Source organism: Paenibacillus sp. cl6col (assembly GCF_900102125.1).
In the GTDB taxonomy this organism is placed as follows: domain Bacteria; phylum Bacillota; class Bacilli; order Paenibacillales; family Paenibacillaceae; genus Paenibacillus_B; species Paenibacillus_B suaedae.
Genome location: NZ_FNAZ01000001.1, coordinates 767,195 through 785,736, shown reverse-complemented (window position 1 = coordinate 785,736; position 18,542 = coordinate 767,195). Strand labels below are relative to the sequence as shown.

Below are 18,542 nucleotides of genomic sequence, written 5' to 3'. Positions count from 1 at the left end.
AGGGGGGATGGCATCGAGAATGGCAGAAGAGAGGTTGATTGCGGTTCATATGCAGCTCGAAGAGCGCCCTATCTTAACTTGATAGGCATACGTCAATCAGCAAAAAGACCAAAAAGCATTGGCATGAAACGACATATTGGGTAATATTCAGTATGTGCAGTAGACAATCAGTAACACCATACTTATGAATTTATTACATCTAGGAGGAGATTTTCCATGTTCGAAACGAAATACGAAGCATCTAAAAACCGTGTGTATGTTAAGCTTGAAGGTATGATGACAATTGAAGAGGCCAAAGAATACGATCAAGCTGTTCGTCGTGAAGTTGATAAAGCGAAGGAAGGCTACACATTCTGCATCGATATGGCGAAGGCACAACCAGCACCAGCTGATGTGAACGATTATTTGGCAGGATTGCGCGACTACATGGCAAACAAAAAAACAAAGGGATCTTCTATGATCGTAAGCTCCGCTCTGACGAAGCTGCAATTGTCTCGCTTGGTTAAAGATCTCGGCGGTGCATACGGCGTAGCTCAAAGCTACGAAGAAGCAGATCGCTACTTGGACAGCTTGTAGTCTTATAGTTCTTATCTTTTCGTCTTATTGAAGGATACTGAATGATATGACCTGCCCGTTCCCGGACGGGCAGGTCTTTTTTTTGGTGACGAGCAAGCTTGAGCAAGTGCAATGAAGGACAACGCGTGGTATCGGAAGATACCCTATTACATAAAAGGTGTGACAGGAATGAAATCTCAATCTATCAACGAACGGATACGGGCGTTATGGAATCACTGTTTTCAATCACTGTTAGCGCGGATATTATTGCCTATCAGTCTTATTACTCTGCTTGTCATTATAACGACCAGCATGGTGAATGCCAGCTTTATTCGAAGTGTCGTTACTGACATGATGATCGAAGACACACAGACGGCAGTTCGGCAAATTGGGAAATTCGTAGTGCAGCACGGCAAGGACGATCCAAAGGCTGTATTGAATATGGTTGCATACAAGGATAACAGCACTTCATTGCTGGTGAAAGATGGCAAGGTGATAGCCCGATTTGGTAAGGAGCTGTCCAGTGAGATCGAAGATAGTCTGCATGCACTTTACACTGGCGAGCAGAATGAAATGAAGTTGGACATTGGACTCGGTGGATACGCATATGCAGCGAAGTCTGGAGATTATACCGCAGTAGTAATCTCGCGATTTGATGATTTTGACAGCAGTCTTGATTCTTACAATTGGCTGATGTGGGCGGTGACCATTGGATCCTTGCTCATTATCACGAGTGTGACTTGGATGCTTGTGAATCGTCTGTTTGTCAAACCAATCCACAAGGTTTCACGTACCGTTGAGCATATAGGGTCTGGGGACTTTACCCATCGTGTTGGAATAGCTGAGGAGCGCAAGGATATTTGGGGAAATGTATCCCGCAGCTTTTCGAGCATGCATAGCAATCTGAAGGAATTGGTCGATCAAGTTGTCGATACGAGCGAGAACATTAATACAACTTCGAATGACTTTGCAATCAGCTCGCAGGAAACAAGTAAATCATCGGAACAGATTACAATCTCGCTGCAGGATATATCAATGGGCGTGGACGAGCAGGCGAAGAAGCTTGCTGAGGTCGGTCAAATGATCGAGGATGTGACGATGGCAATTGGCGAAGTGGATCAAACGGTGAAGACGATTACAGGCGAATTCACGAAGGCCAATGATAAGGTTGTGCATGGCAATGAAATCGTCAATAAAACGATCACCCATATGAGACAGCTGTCTGATAATGTGGAAGCAAGTGCTGGCATGATGAGCAGCCTGCAGCAAAAATCCGATAAAGTCGGCGAAATTCTAGCGATTATCACGGATATTGCGGGGCAAACAAACCTGCTTGCACTGAATGCCGCGATTGAAGCTGCTCGGGCAGGGGAACATGGCAGAGGCTTCGCGGTTGTGGCGAATGAAGTTCGCAAGCTGGCTGATCAATCGAATCAGGCAGCTCTCGAAATTCAGCAGATTATTGCTGAAGTTCAATCCGAGACGGGAAATGCAGTCGAGACAATGGAGAAGAGCCATCATTTCGTCCAATCCGGCATTCAAAGTGTTAATGATACGGGTGACGTCTTCCATGCCATTGTGGCGATGATGCAGGAAATATCCAATCTAGCCAGCATGGTCGAGGCGATCGTCCAGGAGGTCAATATTAGCTCTCAAGACATGCTCGAGCGTGTTCAGGGGGTTGTGACCATTTCGGAGGAATCCGCATCAAGTGTGCAATCGATTGCCGCTGCTACTGAAGAGCAGAATGCGGTTATGGAAGAGCTGGCAAGCTCAGCCGAGGAATTTAAGCGCATGGCAATGGGATTGCAGGATTCATTGACGAAATTTAAATTTTAATATTTATTTTGACAACTAGATTATACCGTACTTGAACCGATACCTGACTTAGGTATCGGTTTTTTTTATGTCATGGCGATCACGCATGAATTTGCGAGCAGCAGGGAATAATTTGTCTGATCATCCAGCATGTTCGTCATCTTCAAAGTGATTACAGGAGGGAATTGTCTTATGGCGGACTTTGATTTCGCAGCTTCCCTGCAAGAACAAATATCGGCATTGTTTCATCATCGCGTCCATCTTGTGGTAAGAAGCATTTCGCCGTCAGTTGCCATATGCTATATGCCCCAGCATGTCGATACGAAGCAGCTTCACACCTCTATTCTATCTCCGTTGCTGCAGTTGGGGCAGACACCGACGATCGAGGATCTTCGCAGTTCGCTCCCTATCGGAGAAATCATGGATATTGCGACTATCCCGGAATGCGCACCGCTGATTGTGAAGGGATGGGTCTATATTGCGACCCCTCAGGCAGGCATTGCGGCAAATGTGGCGGACTTGCCTAAGCGGTCTCTTACCTCGCCAGAGAATGAGACGACCATATTAGGCCCAATGGTTGCTTTTACGGAGTCAATTGGCATGAACACGACCTTGCTTAGAACCTCTATTCCAGATACGGAGCTATGCAGTGAAGAATATAAGATGGGGAACAAACGCAATACGACGATCCATCTCATGTTTATGGCAGATCGGGCGAATCCAGATCGGGTTGAGCTGGTACGTCAACGAATTAAGCAGCTTCGTCTCAATGATGTGACAGGCAGCTCAGAGCTCATGCACATGATTCAGGATAATGATTTGAGTGTCTTCCCGCAATTGATGCTAACCGAACGGATTGATTTGGCTAGCCATTCGCTGATAGAAGGCAAGATTATTATTCTGTTGGATGGGAGTCCGCTTGTGATCGTAGGACCAAGCGAATTCATTGACTTTTTCTTATCCATGGAAGATCGCTATTTAGGATGGGGGATCGGGACATTTATTCGCGCACTGCGAATGGTTGCGTTAATTCTTTCTGTATTCTTGACTCCTGCCTATGTGGCCGCCCTTACTTTCCATTATGAAATTATTCCTTCCTCTTTGCTCGTATCCTTAATTGAGTCACGCTCCAAAGTCCCTTTTCCGCCTTTATTTGAGACGATAATTCTGGAAGTGACCATGGAACTGCTTCGGGAAGCGGGGGCGAGGCTGCCGACGAAGGTTGGACAGACAATGGGCATTGTAGGCGGTATTGTCATTGGGCAGGCAGCGGTTCAAGCCGGATTTACGAGCAATATTCTCATCATGCTAGTGGCACTTGCGGCGCTTGGTTCTTTCGCAACACCAGACTATTTAATGAGCAGCAGCTTACGCCTCGTCCGATATCCGATGGTGATCTTTGCGGGCATGTGGGGCAGCATCGGTATTGTGTTTGTAACCTCCTTGGTAACGATGCACCTCATTCGTCAGACGAGCTTAGGCAGGCCGTATTTTTCACCAGTTCACCCGATTAAGGAATCTGACTTGGCTTATGATGAGGTGCTGCTTCCAGAACCGAAGGGCTTGACTGCAACAGGGCACAAGGTTCGTAAATACGTCCGATCCATTTCTCTTCGTTCGCTATGGACCGGAAAGATTGATGATTAGTCATTTGTAGGTGAAAAAGATGAATAGCGGAACATCACACAAATATCAATTCAAAGCCTACATGCTGCTGTTCCTCGTGTGCAACGTGCAGGTCGGTGTAGGAATATTCGGATTTCAGCGGTACATCTATAAGGAGGCGGGGCATGATGCATGGATGTCGGTCCTGCTTGCAGGAATAGCTACCCATTTGATCGTCTGGATTATGGTCAAGACCTTGGAAATGCATAAGTCGCTTGATTTGTACGGCATTCAACACGTCCTGTTTGGCAAATGGATTGGCGGAGTATTGAGCATCTGCATGATGCTCTATTTCCTGACGAATATGACGACCATTGTCAGAACGTATATTGAAGCGATCCAATCGTGGATTTTCCCCGATTTTCCGACATGGCTCCTATCACTTATATTGCTTGTGCTTATGGTGTATGGCAGCTTGGGCGGAATTAGAGTCATTTTACAAACGAGCTTTATCAGCTTTTTCCTGATTATCGCGACCTCCCTTTTCTTCAATTATCCGATCCGCTATGTGGAATGGAGCCGTTTACTGCCAATTTATGATACGACTGCACAACATATTTGGGTAGGGGCAATAAAGATGGGGTTTACGATTACGGGGTTTGAAGTAATATTTATGCTCTATCGCCATGTGCAGGACAAAAATAAGGTGATGCGCTACGCACAAGCGAGCGTGCTCTTCACCAACATCCTGTACTTGTTCATTATGATCGTGTCGATCATCTATTTCAGTGAGAATCAGATACTTCGTACGATTTGGGGCTCCATTAATTTATTAAAAATTATTAAGTACCCCTTCTTGGAGCGGATCGAGTTCATTGCAATTCCTTTCTGGATGCTAGTTGTGCTTCCTGGTATCATGCAGCTGGCTTGGAACGTGCTGCGGGGCACTGTGCAGCTGTTTGGATGGAATGAGAAGCTGACACTGTATGGCTTGGCTGTTATTGTGATCGTGGCATCCAGCACCCTCCATAATCGGGAACAAGTGAATCAGCTCAATGATTTTATCGGGATATACTCTGTGATTGTCTCTTATTGTTATCCGCTCCTCTTGTTCGCTCTGACGTATGTATACAAGTGGCGCAAACGTGAGAAGGGGAGTGATGCGCATTGAGATCGTTGCTCAAACCGATGTTCAGGGTAGTTGGTGTGTTATCCGTGCTGGCACTTCTTGTAGGCTGTGTACAGTCTAGTGTGCTGGAGAAGTTGGGAATAAGTGTAGCGATCGGGTTTGACGTTCTGTCGGAAGAGAAGTTTAATGTCACTTCAGTTCTGACCAATCCGGAGCCAGGAGCGAAGAAGAAGACGAAGATCGTCTCTGGTATTGCAAGCAGCACCAAGGGAGCTCGAATTAACAACAACCAGCAATTGGCCCACACACTTGTGAACGGTCAGGTTCGTGTCGTTGTCTTTGATGATAAGCTGGCCAAGCAAGGGATTACGTATATTGTTGAGAATTTGACGAGGGATCCGTTTTTCGGTGATATGATTTTTCTCGCAGTCAGTGAAGGGCCGTCTCATGAATTGCTGGCCGGCAGTTATGAGCAGATTCCGAATATTGGAACCTACTTGTATGAAATGCTGCAGCAGCATATTCAAGATGATTGGGTTCCTTCCTGCACGGTTCACGATTATCGGAGCGCCTTCTACAGTGCTGGACAAGATCCGGTACTCCCAATGCTGCGCAAGCTGCCCAACGGAGTTGAGGTTTTTGGACTGGCCCTGCTTCAGAATGATCGAGTAGTCGGAACGATCGGGCCTGGAGAAGGCTATTTGCTCAAGCTGCTGCTTGGAAAATTAGCGTCATTGAAAGAGATCAAAATTGATCGTGATGAGCTGCGTCCTTATTTGCATGAGAATCGGAAGGAGGACGGGCATGTACGAGTGGTCTTCGCGAACCTGGGCAGTAAAAAACATATTCGTCTCCTCTCAGCTTCTCCCCTGAAATTTCAAGCCAATTTACGCATCAATGTGGAGCTGCATGAAATTACAGATGAATATGATTTTAGCAAACCCCAGGCAAGCAAACTGCTTCAACAAAAAATAGGAGAAGCATTGACGAAGGAAACCGAAGCACTTATTAAAAAGCTTCAGCGCCTCGGCTCGGATCCGATTGGCTTCGGCGAGGTCTACCGCAGCTCGGTAAGGCACTCCAAACTGACAGCTGACAAGTGGAAGAAGATGTTCCCTGAGGCAAGCATTCAATCTCATGTCGAGGTGAACATTGTCCGAACAGGTACGATTGAGTAATCGGAATTTTTTGTGAGTTACATTGCGCTGAATGATTGACTCTCACGTAACGTGATCGTGTAGCCTAATGGTATTCCGACTTGTCGGAGAGGAACATACCATGAAGAGATGCAGGTGAACCTAATGAACATTCACATGGAAGACACGTTACGTCAGTATGAAGTATTGTTGACTATGCCAAATGAGCAGAGAAATGGCTATTTCAGGCATACAATGATGAAGCCGTTTCGATCGATGTGGGAGACCATTCATGTACCTATAACAGCGCAGCAGCCGAACGGCTATGATGTGGTAATGGCCACTCAAATGATGGGCTTCCTTCCGCTTCAGCATCAGGAAGGAATCGAGAAGGCAAGGAAGCATCTGCAGGATATTCGCATTCTGGAACTCGCGAAGGAGACTTTGTTGGGATGTATCCACCGAATAGACTCAGCGGGGCTGGCAGTCAAGGCAGAGGAATTGATATTTGGCGCGTATCTTGCTGATCCTGACAAGTTAAGCAGTTATCAGGGGTATACCGGATTTGGCGGTATTCCAGGATATATCCTCATTATCCTGGATCCGAACAGCTACAATATTCCGCGACTGCCGGCGCTGATCGCTCATGAGTTCCACCATAACGTTCGCTTCTCCTATTTCGATTGGAACCATGGCAATGTAACGCTAGGCGACTATATTATCATTGAGGGCTTGGCAGATTCTTTTGCAACTGAGATGTATGGAGAGGAGCTGCTTGGTCCATGGGTGGCGAATATACAGGGCAAGGAGCTGGATCATTGCTTCGAGGTAATCCGAGGAGCATTGGATACGAAGGGATTCGCTGAGGTGAGCAGCTATATGTTCGGCGATGAAGCTGCTGTGCGTGAAGGTTATCCGGCAATTGGATTGCCTGCGGGGGCAGGGTATGCGGTTGGCTATCATGTTGTACAGTCCTTCTTGAAGAGGAACGATGTATCTATTTATGAAGCGACCCTGCTGCCGGCGAAGACCATCATACAGGGGAGTGGTATGGTGTAGGATTATGTAGGATTATCGATTGATTGTAAGGCTCTCAAGAATCGGAAGAATGGATCCATATTCGGATGAGGCAAGACCCTGAGCAGCGGCGGAAATCTCTGCTCGGGGTCTTTGCGTTCTTCAGATCCTTCGTTCTTCAGGTCTTTCTTTCGATATTTCTTCGGTTGATTGTAGCCTTTGTTGCCGTAATTTGGTTACGGCAACAAAGGCTATTCATTCAGTAGTTCATCTCTTCTCATAAAACGGACTAGCTTCTCCTCGGTAGAGGAGTGTTCAATTGGGGTGAATACACTGCACCGCAAGTCCATGTTCCCCTGCAAGAGAAGCGAGGTAAGGTTGAACAGCATCTTGCCTGCCTTCGCGTGACGGAATTCGATCGTAACGTCGGGGGCAATGCTGACTTGGCTTGCTTCCCATAGTGCATGGAATTCGGGATGAAGCTCTGACATTTCGTCTACGAAGTCTGTATACCATTCATCTCCCACGTACTGACCATAGTAGGCGCGGAACATCGCGAGGAAGCCTCTGACGAAGTGTTCCCAATTGACGGCTAATGAGCGCAGCTCTTTTCTGACGAAGACGAGTCGAATCAAGTTCCGCTGCTCTAAGGGAACCTGATCGAAATCGAGAAATACATATGCCGCAGCGGCATTCCAGCCAACAATGTGGAAGTGCCTATCCGTAATGATGGTTGGGCAATGCGTTAGCTCATTCAATATTTTCCCGAGCGATGGCGGAATTTTCGCAATACTCATTTCCTGCTGTGGTGGGCTAATATGCTTCTCAAGTGCAAGATCGTATACATATTTCCGCTCATCCTGATTCAGTTGCAGAGCGGCAGCTACCGCGTCCAGAACAGATGGAGACACGGTGATGTCGCGCCCTTGCTCCAGCCAGGTATACCAAGTCGTACTGACTCCTGCCAATTGCGCTACCTCTTCACGACGCAGGCCAGGTGTTCGACGTCTAGTACCAGCAGGCAGTCCTACGGACTGCGGTTGAATGCCTGAGCGCTTGGACTTTAGGAAGGTGGACAGGGCTTCTAATCTCGTTTGGTTGGACATGGCTATCCCTCCTATCAAGCCAGTTGTACATTTAGTTTTGTTTTATCGACTATGTAGAGTGAATAACCAGATCAGCAGTGGATTAACAATGGATCAGGAATAATCGTGAAAGGTTACATGGTTGTTTGTGATTCCCAACTTGCATGTCGCAGCATGGCTTCATGGCCTTATCTAGTATATCATTTGCGCAGCGTAATCGATTGGAAGTGCAAGTTGTCATCATCCAATGGGACAGTGTGGAAATCTACGATCTGAAACCAACGGGATAAGGTCTTCTGAATGGCATTGTCCGTGTGAAAGGAGAAGAATCGCTGCGGATTGCACCAATCCGCCTCCCATACTCCTTCTGAGTCGTATCCACCATATAATCCAATAAAAAGCAGTCCATTCGGAGCGAGCACTCGATGCATTTCTTGCAAGACCTGATCCAGATCCTTCTTCGGCGCGTGCAGCAAGCAATTTAGCGCATAGACAGCTTTAAAGCTATGATCGGCAAAGTCCAACTGATAAAAATCCATTACTTTCGCATTCAAGCCTCTTTCGATGCACTTCTTCACCGATTCACTGGATAGATCGATGCAGGTTGTCTGCATTCCGCTCTGTTGAAAATAAACGCCGTCGATCCCTGTTCCCGCACCGATTTCTAGTATAGTTGTTTTCCCCTCACGGCTTATCAGCTCACGAAATTTCTTTCTTTCGTCTATTTTCCAAGAAGACAAGGATCTGCTGGATCTTCTCTGTGCATCCTGATCATACGATTGGGCTAGTGCAGCTTTGAAGTTGGACATGAAATCTACTCTACCTTTCTGCCAATATATTACGAACATTTGTTTCCTTTATTATAGATAAGGATTCCTAATTATGTCAACGAATGATGCAAGAGAGCAGCTGAGGAGTGCTTGATATGGATGATATTTATTGTTTACTGCTGGAGTCAGGTAGTAATTATACTAGTATAACCAACAACTTGTAATAGGATAAATCCTGTGTGACAATATCGTAAACCAATGAATAGGCATGAGGCGACTCATGGATGATCCAAATAGCTAGGTAGATTCATATTTCACAATGAAGACAGTGTCGTTATAGAGGCTTGTACGATCACGATCTGTGAGGAGGAATTAGAGTTGGAACCCGTAGTGATTACAGGAATGGGAGTTATCTCCCCGATAGGAAATGATGTAGAGACATTTTGGAGGAACTTAGTTGCTGGACAATCAGGAATATCCTCTATTGATACATTTGACGTGAGCGGTCATAAAACGAAAATTGCTGGTCTTGTGCGTGAGTTCGATGCGGATGGACTTCTAGGACGCAAAGAGGCAAGACGGCTGGATCGCTTCACTCAATTTGCACTTGCTGCCGCAGAGCAGGCATGGGCGGATTCTGGGCTGGTGCTGGATCAGATTGACCCTGAGCGCTTAGGTGTCTACGTGGGGTCAGGCATTGGCGGAATTGAATCCTTGATTGAAAATGTCGATATTTTGCGAAGCAGAGGTCCTGGGAGAGTCAGTCCGACCTTGGTGCCAGCCATGATGGCGAATGCAGCGTCTGCACAGATCAGCATCAAATGGGGAGCGCTGGGCCCTACGATGTCCCATGTCTCTGCTTGTGCGATCGGCAATACTGCGATTGGCGAGGCGTTCCGGCTCATTCGCTCGGGAGGAGCAGACATTGTATTTGCAGGCGGAACGGAAGCTGCTGTTACCGACTTATCGCTAGCCAGCTTCGGTAATGCAACGGCATTATCAACAAGGAATGATGATCCGACGAAGGCCAGTCGGCCCTTCGATGCGGAGCGGGATGGATTTGTCATGTCTGAAGGCGCGGGCATACTCATTCTGGAATCATTGTCGCACGCCATCCGTAGAAAGGCACGAATCTATGCGGAGGTTATTGGATATGGGATAAGCTCGGATGCTTACCATATTGTTGCGACCCATCCTGAAGGGCGAGGTGCCTATCTTGCGATGAGAACGGCTCTTCAGGAAGCATCAGTCTCTGCCGAGGATGTAGATGTCATTAACGCGCATGCAACGAGTACGGAGGTTGGCGATCTGGCAGAGACAACGGCGATTAAAAGAATGTTCGGCGAGCATGCTTATCGGATTCCGATAACAGCAAATAAGTCCATTACGGGTCACATGCTGGGTGCTGCTGGGGGAGTAGAGGCCATCTCGCTCGTGAAGAGCTTACAGGAGGGACTGATTCCGCCGACGATTAACCTTGAGAACCCTGACCCCCTCTGCGATCTGGATTATGTGCCGAATGAAGCACGGAAGGCCAATGTGAAGGTGGGACTATCTAATTCTTTCGGCTTTGGCGGTCATAATGCCGTGATCGTGTTGAAGAAGTATGAGTGATTGAGACGCATAACCGGATAATCGGTTCGGTACAAAATAGCCCCTGACTTGCGGCATATCCGCAAATTCAGGGGCTCGGCGTTTATCAGCAGGGCTTAGGATTCAAGACGCTTACGTTGGAAGCGGGCAATCGCTTCGTATTCTTCATCCAGCTTGCGGAATATCGAGATATAGATCGGAAGCAGTTCATGATAAATCGCTGCATGCTCCGGATTAGGTTCATGCTTGTGCGTAGCGCCTACCATATCAGATACGATACGGAGTGAATCGGCTCTTCCAGTTGCGTATAGACCAAGCACAACAGCACCAAGGCAGGAGCTCTCGTAGCTCTCAGGGACGACAACTTCTTGATCGAAGATGTCGGCCATCATCTGCCGCCAGAGCGGTGAACGAGCGAATCCGCCAGTGGCGTGAATCTTGCTAGGGCGTCCCATCTGCTCTTCCATTGCAAGCAACACCGTGTACATATTGAAGATGACGCCTTCCAGCACGGCACGAATCATATGTTCCTTCTTGTGATGCATCGTGAGGCCGAAGAAGGAGCCGCGCGCGTCCGCATTCCAGAGCGGAGCTCGTTCGCCAGTTAGATAAGGATGGAAGAGCAGTCCGTCTGCCCCCGGCTGAACCTGCTCGGCAATGCGAGTAAGCAGATCATAGACATCAATGCCAAGCCGCTTCGCTGCTTCAACCTCGGAAGCAGCCAGTTCATCGCGTACCCAGCGGAACAGCATGCCGCCATTGTTCACAGGTCCGCCGATGACCCAGTGCTTGTCTGTCAGGGCATAGCAGAAGATTCTGCCCTTCGGATCGGTAAGCGGTTGTTCCACGACGGTACGGATCGCGCCGCTCGTTCCAATTGTTGCTGCAACAACACCAGGCTCGATCGCATTTACACCAAGATTGGAGAGCACACCATCACTGGCTCCCACAATCGTTGGGGTAGCAGGGGAGAGTCCCATCTCCCGCGCGTAGACTTCATCCATTCCTGTTAGCTGATGCGTAGTAGGAACGAGCTCGGATAGCTTGTCAGTCGATATGCCCGCAAGTTCAAGCGCTTCTTCATCCCAAGCGAGCTGCTGCAAATTCATCATCCCGGTAGCAGACGCAATCGAGTAATCGACAACATACGTATGGAACAGCTTGAATAGTACGTATTCCTTAATGGAAATGAATTTAGCCGCCTTATTTAACAATTCCGGAGCTTCATGCCGCATCCACATCAACTTCGTAAGCGGGGACATCGGATGGATGGGAGTGCCTGTCCGCAAATATAAGGCATGTCCCTGCGGATCCTTCTTGAGCTGAGCTGCATATTTGCTGCTCCGATTGTCTGCCCACGTGATGCAAGGGGTGAGCGGATGGCCATCTGCATCGACGGCGATGAGGCTATGCATCGCCGAACTGAAGGACAGGAACAGTACATCCTCAGGCCCGGCTTGCGCAGCGCTCATCGCTTGCTTGACAGAAGAGACAACGGCTTGGAATATCCGTTCTGGATCCTGCTCGGCTATCGTTGCGTTCGGTGTATGCAGTGGATAGCCTTGGCTGCCGGTGGATATGACTTTGCCATTCTCTTCGAATACGACTGCCTTCGTGCTCGTCGTTCCCATATCGATTCCGATCATGTAGTTGGGATGATTCATAGGAATAACCTTCTTTCTTTCATTACCATGTATGTTACACTACTGTGCTCAACAGCAGAATCAATGCTAATCCGACGACAGATAGAATCGTCTCCATCACTGTCCATGACTTAAGTGTCTCTGGGACGGACATGTTGAAAAATTCCTTCACCATCCAGAAACCTGCATCATTGACGTGGGACAGAACGATCGAGCCTGCGCCAGTTGCAAGTACAACCAATTCTACAGGAACACCTGGAGTCATCGCCAGTACTGGAGCAACAATACCAGCAGCGGTCGTCATGGCAACGGTTGCAGAACCAGTTGCAACACGAATCAATGCTGCGACGAACCAGGCGAATAGTATGACGTTAATGTTCGCTTGTGTGGCAAGCTCTGCGATCGCACCGCCAACACCACTGTTAATGAGCACTTGCTTGAACGCACCGCCGCCGCCAATGATAAGAATGATCGTTGCGGTAGGAGCGAGACATTCGCTGGTGAAGTGGGATATCTCTTCCTTCTTGAAGCCGCGCGCATAACCGAGCGAGAAGAAGGAGAAGACGACTGCAATCAGAAGCGCGATAATTTCATGGCCGATGAATTTGCACAGTACGGCTAAGCTGCTAATGCCTTCAGGATCGATGATGTCTGCGACGGAGCCAATCAGCATAAGAATGACAGGCAGCAAAATGGTGAACAGCGTAATGCCGAAGCTTGGGAGCGGCCGATCACTCTTCTGCGCGAATTGCTCAGCGAGCTTCGCTGGCGGCTGTAATTGAATGCGTTTACCAATAAACTTGCCGAATAGCGGCCCTGCGATAATTGCTGTTGGTATTCCGACGAGCAGAGAGTAGAGAATCGTACGACCGAGATCCGCTTGATAAGCGTCGATGGCAATCATCGGTGCCGGATGCGGTGGTACGAGTCCATGTACGGTAGATAGCCCCGCCAAGATTGGAATGCCGATCTGCAGCAATGATTTGTTTGTTTTGCGTGCTACAGTGAACACAATTGGAATTAATAGTATTACACCAACTTCAAAAAATACCGGGATACCTACAATAAAACCAACAAGGAGCATTGCCCAGTGAACGCGTGATTCTCCGAATTTATCAATAAGGGTAGTGGCGATTTGCTCTGCACCGCCGGATTCTGCCATCATCTTGCCCAGCATGGTACCGAGCGCAATGACAATGGCTATCGTGCCAAGTGTGCCGCCAAGGCCTTGTGTAATCGATTGCACAACATCTTGCGGTTTCATGCCTGTTAACAGACCGAGCATTAATGCTGATATAAGCAACGTCACGAAAGGATTCCATTTTAGCTTGGCAATGAACACAATGAGAAATACGATGGTAAGCAGTGTCCAAAATAGTAATGTCACATTGTGACTCATTCCGAATAGTGTGCTCATGATGTACGAGCCTCCTTTTGAAAAGTGCCGATTGTTATGAATGATTCCAAATATAGCGTTTCCAAAACAAACTTGAATACTTGTCGACAACTTAAAATTAAAAAACTTTGTATCCTTGCAGCTTGCCGTTACGAATGCGGCAAGCTGACATGCAAGGTACGGTTCGAGTCGGCGAAGTAGGCTGAGACAACCTGCTGGATCGTATGAGTATCCTTCGACTGGAGTCCTCTTACGATCGTACGGTGTTTTTCAATTACAGTGAACAGCTTCGCTTCTCCCTCAGAGAATATTTCTTCCGTTGTCATCAGCATGACGGTCTTCACGATCAGTCGAATGCTCGTCCACAGATGCATGATGCGTTTATGCTCCGCTGCAGCAATGATCGCTTCATGGAACGATAAATCCTGATAAGCGAATTCAACGGCATCATTGTACTTAACCGCGAGTTCCATCTTGTCGATAATCTGCAGAAGCGTCAGAATCAGACCATCTGTGTTCACGATGGCGAGCCGCTGCTGGACAAAGCTCTCAATGAGATAGCGAACATCGTACAGTTCTTCGACGTCGATAAGACTAAGCCCTAAGACAACAGCACCCATGCGCTCCAAGCGGATAAGCCCTTCGTTAGAGAGCGTTTTCAATGCTTCGCGAACGGGAGAGCGGCTGGTGCCGAAGTCGGCAGCCACTCGATTCTCCGATATAATTTCGCCCGGCTTGATGGAGCCGTTAATAATTTGCAATCGCAGCTCACAGGCGATGGATTCCCCAAGGGATGCGCCCTGCAGCCACTGTTTCGGATAGTGTATCATGCGTGAACTCTCCTCATGATTGGTTTCCTGAACCCATATCTTTACTTTACAGATTTGGTTCTGATTGTACCACGGTGCTGCATGGCGCGACCATCGGGCTTGTGGTGATTCTATCTTCGCTATCGAAATAGGAACTGACTATTCCTTCGTTACCACTTGATGTCCGCCGAACTCATTGCGCAGTGCAGCAACTACCTTACCGTGGAAGGAATCGGACTCAAGCGAACGATATCTCATGAAGAGGGACATCGCGATAACGGGTGCGCTTGCTTGCAGCTCCAGTGCAGTTTCCACTGTCCATTTGCCTTCGCCAGAGCTTTGCATAACGCCGCGAATGCTGTCCAGCTTCGGATCTTTGGAGAAAGCATTTTGCGTCAGATCCATCAACCAGCTGCGGATAACCGATCCGTTGGACCATACGCGTGCAACTTGTTCGTAATCGAAATCGAAGTCGCTCTTGTCCAATACTTCGAAGCCTTCCGCGATCGCCTGCATCATTCCATATTCAATACCGTTGTGAACCATTTTCAGGAAATGTCCACTTCCGCTCTTGCCTGCATACAAATATCCTTGATCTACCGCAATGTCCTTGAACAGTGGCTCAAGTGTAGCGAATACTTCTTGGTTGCCGCCAATCATGAAGCAGCCGCCTTCAGCTGCGCCAGATACTCCGCCGGATGTTCCGATATCGAAGTAATGGGCACCCAGTGCATGCACTTTCTCGCCTCTAGCGATGGATTGTTTATAATGTGAATTTCCTCCGTCAATGACAATGTCTCCTGGAGAGAGAAGAGGAAGCAGAGTGTCTACCACTTGATCCACGATTTCTCCAGCCGGAACCATCATCCAGATGATCTTCGGAGCATCCAGCTTCGATACGAGTTCTTCAATTGTATCTGCAGGAATTGCTCCTAGGTCAGCTGCTTTTTGACGTTGTTCAGCATTTACATCAAAAGCGACTACCTGATGCTTGTGCTGCAATATGTTATCTACGAGGTTGAAACCCATTTTTCCAAGGCCAATCATGCCTAATTTCATGCTGTATTCACTCCTGTGATCATGCTGTAAAGTACAACAAGTATACTTGTATACAACTTAGTGTGATCTTATCTTACTGTCTTCTGGCCTATCTGTAAAGTGGAAATTGTAAGCGCTATATCTCGGCTCAGGGGTATGCTGTCTCATTTAGAGTGATTCATAGTGGCGGAAATTATGTATCTATATAATACGTGTGGAGAAAATCTTGACACAGCAGGAAATAGTCAACACCGTCCATGCCAGGAAATGATCGGTCTGATTGAGAAAGGGGAATTTAATCCGTCTCTCCGGCTATAATCATGATCACGAAGACATTAGTAGGACGTTAGATGAACTTTTCTGAGAGGGATAACAGCATGAAAAACAATATATGGTTTATATCCAGCAACCAGAGCAATGATGAATATGTGATTCGTAAGAAAAATGCGTTCAATATCGAAGTGCTCCATCTTTATAATCGGTGTGCTGCTTTTTTATGTGATTCCTAGCGTCCTCATGGACAATTATTCAGAGAATGTGTTGATGTTTTAAAATACCAAAGTAAATGATGTGATGTAAGGTACTCGCTGTGTGAGCGCATTGCATGTATATATTCCCAGTGCTATAATAAGAATAAATAAAGAGTCGGCTGCAACCGACTCCTATACAATAGCCGCTTTTAAGGGCGATTGGCTTCGGAAGCAGAAATAGACCGCATCCTTTGACCTAGGGCGGTCTATTTCTGTTTGTTGAGGTATATCAGCAGCGTAATAATCAACGTGATTAACGCGAGTATCCATAGTCCGAATTGGAGCATGACGGATAATGCTTCATATACGCTCACAGGCATCACCTCCCTTCCGGAGGATAGCCGACCGCCCTTGTAAGCCATTCTATTGTATGTTCCATATTATAACATATTTGGTCTAGTGACGTTTATGAATGTTTGCATGGTTCCGAGAATGAGGGATCCATTTTGAAAATGAAATGAAATATTGTTGACATCTCATATTTTCAGATGTAATATTTTCAACAACAAATGACAACTTCATACTACCTTATCAAGAGCGACTGAGGGACTAGGCCCTATGACGTCCGGCAACCTTACCTGTGAGTAAACGGTGCTAAATCCTACGGAATGATTCCATTCTGAGAGATAAGTGTGGCGATACTGCCAATTCAGCCTCTTTCTCTCTTAGGGAAAGAGGCTTTTTAGTTTTCATCCAGGTGATAGCAACAGAATGGCGGGGTGTGTGAAATGATTGAAATTCGGAGTTTGGTTAAGGAGTATCGAAGCAAGACATCGACCGTCATCGGCGTAAATAACGTTTCCCTCCGAATCAATAAAGGGGAAATTTACGGGATTATCGGACGAAGCGGTGCGGGGAAGAGCTCATTGCTGCGCTGCATCAACTTGCTGGAGGAACCTACATCCGGGAGTATCCTCGTCGATGGCGTTGACTTGACGAAGCTGCAAGGAGAGAGCTTGCGACAGGCAAGACTGAAGATCGGCATGATCTTTCAGCACTTTCATCTTATCCGCTCCAAGACGGTATTCGAGAATATCGCATTTGCTCTGAAGGCCAACAACAAGTCGAAGGCAGAGATTGAACCGCGTGTCCTTGAATTGCTTGACATGGTTGGTTTGGCTGACAAGCGAGATGTATATCCTGCTCAGCTCAGCGGCGGGCAGAAGCAGAGAGTAGGTATCGCCAGAGCGCTGGCCAATGAACCGCATGTGCTGCTGTGTGATGAAGCAACGTCTGCGCTGGATCCTGAGACGACTCAGTCAATCTTGGAGCTGCTGAAGAAAATCAATCGTCAGCTTAACCTGACGATTGTATTGATTACGCACGAAATGGAAGTGGTGAAGGACGTCTGTGACCGGATGGCGGTGATGCAGAACGGCAATGTGGTAGAAGAGGGGCCGGTATATAACATTTTCTCTGATCCACAGCATCCGATGACCCGCTCGTTCATCAGCAGTCTGTTCCAATTCAATCTTCCAGAACGATTGATTGAGCATTGCAAGGGAACGATCGTGAAGATTCACTTCGTGGCGCCGCAAGCAGAGGAAGCAATCATTACTGATGTAATGACGAACTTCAAGGTTAGAGCAAATATTTTGCATGGCAAAATTGAATACATCCATGACAACCCGCTAGGCATTCTGATCTTGGAGCTGAATGGAGAAGTATCAGAGCTGCGGCAAGCACTCGACTACATCAAAAAACGAACCTATCGATTGGAGGTCATCCATCATGCTGAGTGATTCGATCATCCAACTGCTGCCGGACTTGGGCAAGGCATTTGTCCAGACGCTCTATATGGTTGGAATTTCGCTGTTTGCTGCCATAATTCTGGGTCTTCCCATTGGAATTCTATTATTTGTAACCGATAAGGGGCTATTCCTCGAAAATGCGTTTACGAAAAATGTGCTAGGCTTCATCGTCAACATGATTCGCTCAATTCCGTTCATCATCTTGCTGGTGACACTGCTGCCGCTGACGAAGCTCATTGTCGGTTCAACGATAGGCCCGACGGCTGCTTCGGTATCGCTCTCGATTGCGGCAATTCCGTTCTTCGCCCGCTTGGTAGAGACGGCGCTGCGCGAGATTGACAAAGGTGTCATCGAAGCGGCAATCTCCATTGGTGCAACACCATGGATGATCATTAGGGATGTACTTCTCCCTGAAGCGAAGCCAGGCATCATCCAAGGCGTGAACATTACAGCAATCAGCCTTGTCGCTTATTCGGCAATGGCTGGTACAGTCGGTGGAGGTGGAATCGGCGATTTGGCGATTCGGTTCGGTTACTATCGCTACGACAACACTGTAATGTTTACCACGGTAATCATTCTAATCTGCTTGGTGCAGATCATTCAGTACGGAGGAGACTTTATTGCAAAGAAAGTAGACAAGCGATAATGCATTCGCTGTCGATCATTT

16 protein-coding genes and 1 riboswitch are annotated in these 18,542 nt (G+C 47.5%); of the genes, 9 read left to right on the top strand and 7 right to left on the bottom strand.

Annotated elements, in window-relative coordinates; all coding sequences use genetic code 11:
• The first annotated feature begins 216 nt into the window (after positions 1-216).
• From BLS15_RS03390 to BLS15_RS03365, 6 genes are all read left to right on the top strand, one after another.
• On the top strand, positions 217-576 hold the full coding sequence (locus BLS15_RS03390; RefSeq protein WP_021254824.1) for a hypothetical protein: 360 nt from the start codon (positions 217-219) through the stop codon (positions 574-576).
• A gap of 168 nt (positions 577-744) precedes the next feature.
• Positions 745-2,394, top strand: a complete 1,650-nt coding sequence (locus BLS15_RS03385) for a methyl-accepting chemotaxis protein (protein ID WP_021254823.1) — start codon at positions 745-747, stop codon at positions 2,392-2,394.
• A gap of 171 nt (positions 2,395-2,565) precedes the next feature.
• On the top strand, positions 2,566-4,020 hold the full coding sequence (locus BLS15_RS03380) for a spore germination protein (protein WP_021254822.1): 1,455 nt from the start codon (positions 2,566-2,568) through the stop codon (positions 4,018-4,020).
• Between the two features lie 19 nt (positions 4,021-4,039).
• Complete coding sequence (locus BLS15_RS03375; RefSeq protein ID WP_090509878.1) at positions 4,040-5,149, top strand: GerAB/ArcD/ProY family transporter; 1,110 nt, start codon at positions 4,040-4,042, stop codon at positions 5,147-5,149.
• A complete protein-coding gene (locus tag BLS15_RS03370; RefSeq protein ID WP_090509876.1) occupies positions 5,146-6,285 on the top strand; it encodes a Ger(x)C family spore germination protein in 1,140 nt (379 codons plus the stop codon). The genes BLS15_RS03375 and BLS15_RS03370 overlap by 4 nt, the downstream gene beginning before the upstream one ends.
• Positions 6,286-6,408: 123 nt before the next feature.
• The gene (locus BLS15_RS03365; RefSeq protein ID WP_090509874.1) at positions 6,409-7,302 is read left to right on the top strand and encodes a DUF2268 domain-containing putative Zn-dependent protease; all 894 of its coding nucleotides are present in this window, start codon (positions 6,409-6,411) and stop codon (positions 7,300-7,302) included.
• 209 nt (positions 7,303-7,511) lie between these two features.
• On the opposite strand, the gene BLS15_RS03360 is transcribed toward BLS15_RS03365, so the two are convergent.
• Positions 7,512-8,366: a helix-turn-helix transcriptional regulator gene (locus BLS15_RS03360; protein ID WP_090509873.1), complete on the bottom strand. Its 855-nt coding sequence runs from the start codon at positions 8,364-8,366 to the stop codon at positions 7,512-7,514.
• Between the two features lie 179 nt (positions 8,367-8,545).
• On the bottom strand, positions 8,546-9,154 hold the full coding sequence (locus BLS15_RS03355; protein WP_090509872.1) for a class I SAM-dependent methyltransferase: 609 nt from the start codon (positions 9,152-9,154) through the stop codon (positions 8,546-8,548).
• Positions 9,155-9,493: 339 nt separating this feature from the next.
• On the opposite strand from BLS15_RS03355, the gene fabF reads away from it, so the two are divergent.
• Positions 9,494-10,729: a beta-ketoacyl-ACP synthase II gene (fabF, locus tag BLS15_RS03350; RefSeq protein WP_021254816.1), complete on the top strand. Its 1,236-nt coding sequence runs from the start codon at positions 9,494-9,496 to the stop codon at positions 10,727-10,729.
• 95 nt (positions 10,730-10,824) lie between these two features.
• Here fabF and gntK read toward each other — a convergent pair whose 3' ends face one another.
• The 5 genes from gntK to BLS15_RS03325 all read right to left on the bottom strand — a co-directional run bounded on the left by gntK (position 10,825) and on the right by BLS15_RS03325 (position 16,438).
• Positions 10,825-12,372 (bottom strand): gluconokinase, encoded by a 1,548-nt coding sequence (gene gntK, locus BLS15_RS03345; protein WP_021254815.1) that lies wholly within the window; start codon positions 12,370-12,372, stop codon positions 10,825-10,827.
• 34 nt (positions 12,373-12,406) lie between these two features.
• Positions 12,407-13,768, bottom strand: a complete 1,362-nt coding sequence (locus tag BLS15_RS03340) for a GntP family permease (protein WP_090509871.1) — start codon at positions 13,766-13,768, stop codon at positions 12,407-12,409.
• 128 nt (positions 13,769-13,896) lie between these two features.
• Positions 13,897-14,574 (bottom strand): GntR family transcriptional regulator, encoded by a 678-nt coding sequence (locus BLS15_RS03335; protein ID WP_028532157.1) that lies wholly within the window; start codon positions 14,572-14,574, stop codon positions 13,897-13,899.
• A gap of 141 nt (positions 14,575-14,715) precedes the next feature.
• The gene (gene gnd, locus BLS15_RS03330) at positions 14,716-15,615 is read right to left on the bottom strand and encodes a phosphogluconate dehydrogenase (NAD(+)-dependent, decarboxylating) (protein ID WP_021259604.1); all 900 of its coding nucleotides are present in this window, start codon (positions 15,613-15,615) and stop codon (positions 14,716-14,718) included.
• Positions 15,616-16,330: 715 nt separating this feature from the next.
• On the bottom strand, positions 16,331-16,438 hold the full coding sequence (locus BLS15_RS03325; RefSeq protein ID WP_090509870.1) for a putative holin-like toxin: 108 nt from the start codon (positions 16,436-16,438) through the stop codon (positions 16,331-16,333).
• A gap of 211 nt (positions 16,439-16,649) precedes the next feature.
• Positions 16,650-16,757, top strand: a riboswitch (SAM riboswitch).
• Positions 16,758-16,852: 95 nt separating this feature from the next.
• Here BLS15_RS03325 and BLS15_RS03320 point away from each other — a divergent pair.
• Together BLS15_RS03320 and BLS15_RS03315 are read left to right on the top strand one after the other, a co-directional pair.
• Complete coding sequence (locus tag BLS15_RS03320) at positions 16,853-17,866, top strand: methionine ABC transporter ATP-binding protein (RefSeq protein WP_090509869.1); 1,014 nt, start codon at positions 16,853-16,855, stop codon at positions 17,864-17,866.
• Positions 17,856-18,521: a methionine ABC transporter permease gene (locus BLS15_RS03315; RefSeq protein WP_028532156.1), complete on the top strand. Its 666-nt coding sequence runs from the start codon at positions 17,856-17,858 to the stop codon at positions 18,519-18,521. Before BLS15_RS03320 ends, BLS15_RS03315 begins: the two co-directional genes overlap by 11 nt.
• Positions 18,522-18,542: the final 21 nt, after the last annotated feature.

Excerpts from the sequence above, each read along its gene's own strand:
- BLS15_RS03390 (WP_021254824.1), top strand. The coding sequence starts at position 217 with ATGTTCGAAACGAAATACGAAGCATCTAAAAACCGTGTGTATGTTAAG.
- BLS15_RS03340 (WP_090509871.1), bottom strand. The coding sequence starts at position 13,768 with ATGAGCACACTATTCGGAATGAGTCACAATGTGACATTACTATTTTGG.
- BLS15_RS03365 (WP_090509874.1), top strand. The coding sequence starts at position 6,409 with ATGAACATTCACATGGAAGACACGTTACGTCAGTATGAAGTATTGTTG.
- BLS15_RS03320 (WP_090509869.1), top strand. The coding sequence starts at position 16,853 with ATGATTGAAATTCGGAGTTTGGTTAAGGAGTATCGAAGCAAGACATCG.
- gntK (WP_021254815.1), bottom strand. The coding sequence starts at position 12,372 with ATGAATCATCCCAACTACATGATCGGAATCGATATGGGAACGACGAGC.
- BLS15_RS03380 (WP_021254822.1), top strand. The coding sequence starts at position 2,566 with ATGGCGGACTTTGATTTCGCAGCTTCCCTGCAAGAACAAATATCGGCA.
- BLS15_RS03360 (WP_090509873.1), bottom strand. The coding sequence starts at position 8,366 with ATGTCCAACCAAACGAGATTAGAAGCCCTGTCCACCTTCCTAAAGTCC.
- gnd (WP_021259604.1), bottom strand. The coding sequence starts at position 15,615 with ATGAAATTAGGCATGATTGGCCTTGGAAAAATGGGTTTCAACCTCGTA.
- BLS15_RS03355 (WP_090509872.1), bottom strand. The coding sequence starts at position 9,154 with ATGTCCAACTTCAAAGCTGCACTAGCCCAATCGTATGATCAGGATGCA.
- BLS15_RS03315 (WP_028532156.1), top strand. The coding sequence starts at position 17,856 with ATGCTGAGTGATTCGATCATCCAACTGCTGCCGGACTTGGGCAAGGCA.
- BLS15_RS03375 (WP_090509878.1), top strand. The coding sequence starts at position 4,040 with ATGAATAGCGGAACATCACACAAATATCAATTCAAAGCCTACATGCTG.
- BLS15_RS03385 (WP_021254823.1), top strand. The coding sequence starts at position 745 with ATGAAATCTCAATCTATCAACGAACGGATACGGGCGTTATGGAATCAC.